Source organism: Enemella dayhoffiae (assembly GCF_002250625.1).
GTDB classification, from domain to species: Bacteria; Actinomycetota; Actinomycetes; order Propionibacteriales; family Propionibacteriaceae; genus Enemella; species Enemella dayhoffiae.
Genome location: NZ_NMVQ01000030.1, coordinates 1 through 2657 on the forward strand (window position 1 = coordinate 1; position 2657 = coordinate 2657).

2 protein-coding genes are annotated in these 2657 nt (G+C 63.4%); one reads left to right on the plus strand and one right to left on the minus strand.

Annotation, left to right across the window (positions count from 1 at the left end; translation table 11 throughout):
- Positions 1-103 precede the first annotated feature (103 nt).
- The gene (locus tag CGZ93_RS12670; protein WP_229117425.1) at positions 104-1597 is read right to left on the minus strand and encodes an MFS transporter; all 1494 of its coding nucleotides are present in this window, start codon (positions 1595-1597) and stop codon (positions 104-106) included.
- Between the two features lie 172 nt (positions 1598-1769).
- Between CGZ93_RS12670 and CGZ93_RS12675 the strand changes: the two genes are divergently transcribed.
- Positions 1770-2390 carry a TetR/AcrR family transcriptional regulator gene (locus tag CGZ93_RS12675; RefSeq protein WP_176451757.1) on the plus strand — a complete coding sequence of 207 codons (621 nt, stop codon included), beginning with the start codon at positions 1770-1772 and terminating at the stop codon, positions 2388-2390.
- Positions 2391-2657: the final 267 nt, after the last annotated feature.

Genomic DNA, 2657 nt, shown 5'->3' on the forward strand with positions numbered 1-2657 from the left:
GACAAGATGGACGATGAGGTGGAAGCCCGCGCTGAACGCCTTCGCCATCACCTTCGCAGACCGCATGCCAGCCGCCGAGGACCGCTGACATGGAAACCGCCACTTACACCGTTCGTCGGACAGTCCCACCAAGCCGACTAGCGGGAGTGCGGTGCTTGGTGACGAGCATGGTGGCGGCGAGTATTCCGATGATGGCCAAGATAGCGCTGGCGGCTGTGAAGGCGGTTGTCATGGCGTCGGTGAACGCTGGGCGGACGATGTCGAGGATGGTTGTGGCTTCGCGGTCTGGCATGTGTTCCGCGATAGCGACTGCCGAGCCGATGGTTTCGGTCAGATGCTGTGCGATGTCTGGAGGAGTGTTGGCAGGGATGGCTGCGGTCACGTCTTGGCGGTAGAGGCTTGTGCCGAGGGCTCCGAGTGTGGCGGTGCCCAGCGCGCCGCCGAGCTCGTAGGCGGTTTCGCTGATCCCTGCTGCCGCTCCGGCACGGTCAGCCGGTGCGGTGGCAACAATGATATCGTTGGAGAGGGTGTCGGCGATGCCGATCCCGGTGCCGATGAGCAGGCCGCCGTTGAAGGCAAGGAGCGAGTTGAGTTCGAGGCCCAGTTGAGCCACGGTGATGTAGCCGAGGGCGGCCAGCACCAGTCCGCCGCCGATAAGCCATCCGGCATGCAGCAGCCTCATCAGGGGCGCTGCCAGCATGGAACCGCAGATCGCTCCGAAGGCGATCGGCAGCGCCCACAATCCGGCCTGCAACGGTGACTTCCCGAGCACTGACTGGAGGTACTGCGGTAGGTAGTACAACAGGGCGGTGAGGGCGAACACCCCGGCCAGGTTGGCCAGAACTGCGGTGCTGAACGGAAGTGACCGGAACAAGCTGACATCGATCAGGGGCTCCGCCAGTCGCTGCTGACGGAGCACGAAGACTGTTCCCAGGACGCCACTTGCCAGGAACCACAGGGCGTGCTGGGCTCCCCAACCATGTTCGGCGGCGTCCTTGAGTGCGTAGACGGCCAAGAGCAGAGTCGTCACCAAAAGAGCAGCCGAGATCAGATCGAAGCGTCCGCGGCGGGCGGCCTTGAATTCCGGGACGAGCAAGACGGTCGCGATCAGCAGGATGAGCATGACCGGGACGTTGATCAAGAACACCGATCCCCACCAGAAATGTTCAAGGAGGAGACCTCCCACCACGGGGCCGAGGCCAGCCCCGCCGGCGAAGGCAGCCACCCATACTGCAACAGCTCGGCGGCGTTGGTCAGGATCGACGAACAGGTTTCGGATGAGAGCCAGCGTTGATGGCATCAGGGTGGCTCCCCCGATACCCAACAACGCACGAGCGATGATCAAGACGGTCGGTGACCATGCGAACGCGGCAAGTGTCGATGCTGCCCCGAAGGCACCAGCGCCGATCAGCAGCAGACGTCGCCGGCCGATCCGGTCGCCAACGCTGCCCATAAGTACCAATAGCGCAGCCAGGAAGAACCCGTAGATGTCGACGATCCACAGCAGCTCGGTTCCCGTCGGGGACAGGTGCTCGCTGAGTTCAGGGATCGCGACCGCAAGCACAGTCAGGTCGATGCTCATCAACAGCACCGGCATCGTCAAGACTCCGAGAGCAGCCCACTCACGGACACCAGCACGCCCCGACTCGTTCACTCCCATGGTCCTCTGTCCCCCTTCGTGTGGTCGAGACATCAATCTAGTTTGGCCATCTGGCCAAGGTCAACTGGCCAAGGTCAACTGGCCAAGGTTTGCGGTAGCATCGATTGCTATGAACAGTGCCGCTGCGGGCCGGGGAATCATGAGGGCCAACGAACGTGAGGCCCTTTTGGTTCGGGCAGCGCTGCGGGTGATGAAGCGCGAGGGGATCAAGGCGGCGACGACGCGGGCGATCTGTGCCGAAGCTGGGATGCCGCACGGAGCTTTCCACTACTGCTTCAACTCGAAGCGCGAGCTGTACGCCGCTCTACTGGCGACCGACATCTCCGCCGACCTAGATCAGACATGGGCGCAGATCAACCCCTCAGGGGATGTGAAGGCCAGCATCCACGCACTGCTGACTGGCTACTGGAGCACCGTCGAGGCAGACCCCCAGACCCAGATCGTCCTGACCGAACTGACAACTCTCGCCCTCCGCGACCCCGATCTAGCGGAACTGCCTGCATGGGAACAACGCGCCTACCGCGATCAGGTCGTCGCACACCTCAATCGTTTCGCCACCCAAGCAGATGTCACGTATGCGATCCCGATTCCCCTACTGGCCGGCATGATCCTGTCCGCACTCAACGGAGTCACCGATTCATGGCTCGCCCACCGCGACGATGACGAGGCAACACGGCAGCTCGACGAGTTCGCTGAGGTCTTCGCCAGCTACGTCCGACGCGACACATAACCAATACCGGCACCTGACCTCGCCATGCGCCCATCCAGTAGCGCGGCATACACCGCTCACAGGATCTCGACCCGCTGGACTCGGGACTGTCGCAGGAACGGTGTAAGTGGCTCTACCGCCCGGATGGGCGAGAGGAGTCGTGATGACCGACACACTGGTGGGCATGAGCCCACCGAGCCCGGCTGCGGCCGGCGATGCCGAGGACCGCGCTTCAGGCGCAGGTCGTGCTGAGGACCGGGATCTGAGCCCGGCGGAGCTGGCGGCGGT

Bases quoted from the DNA above. Each gene is read 5' to 3' on its own strand.
- CGZ93_RS12670 (WP_229117425.1), bottom strand. From the start codon at position 1,597: ATGCCGGTGCTGTTGATGAGCATCGACCTGACTGTGCTTGCGGTCGCG.
- CGZ93_RS12675 (WP_176451757.1), top strand. From the start codon at position 1,770: ATGAACAGTGCCGCTGCGGGCCGGGGAATCATGAGGGCCAACGAACGT.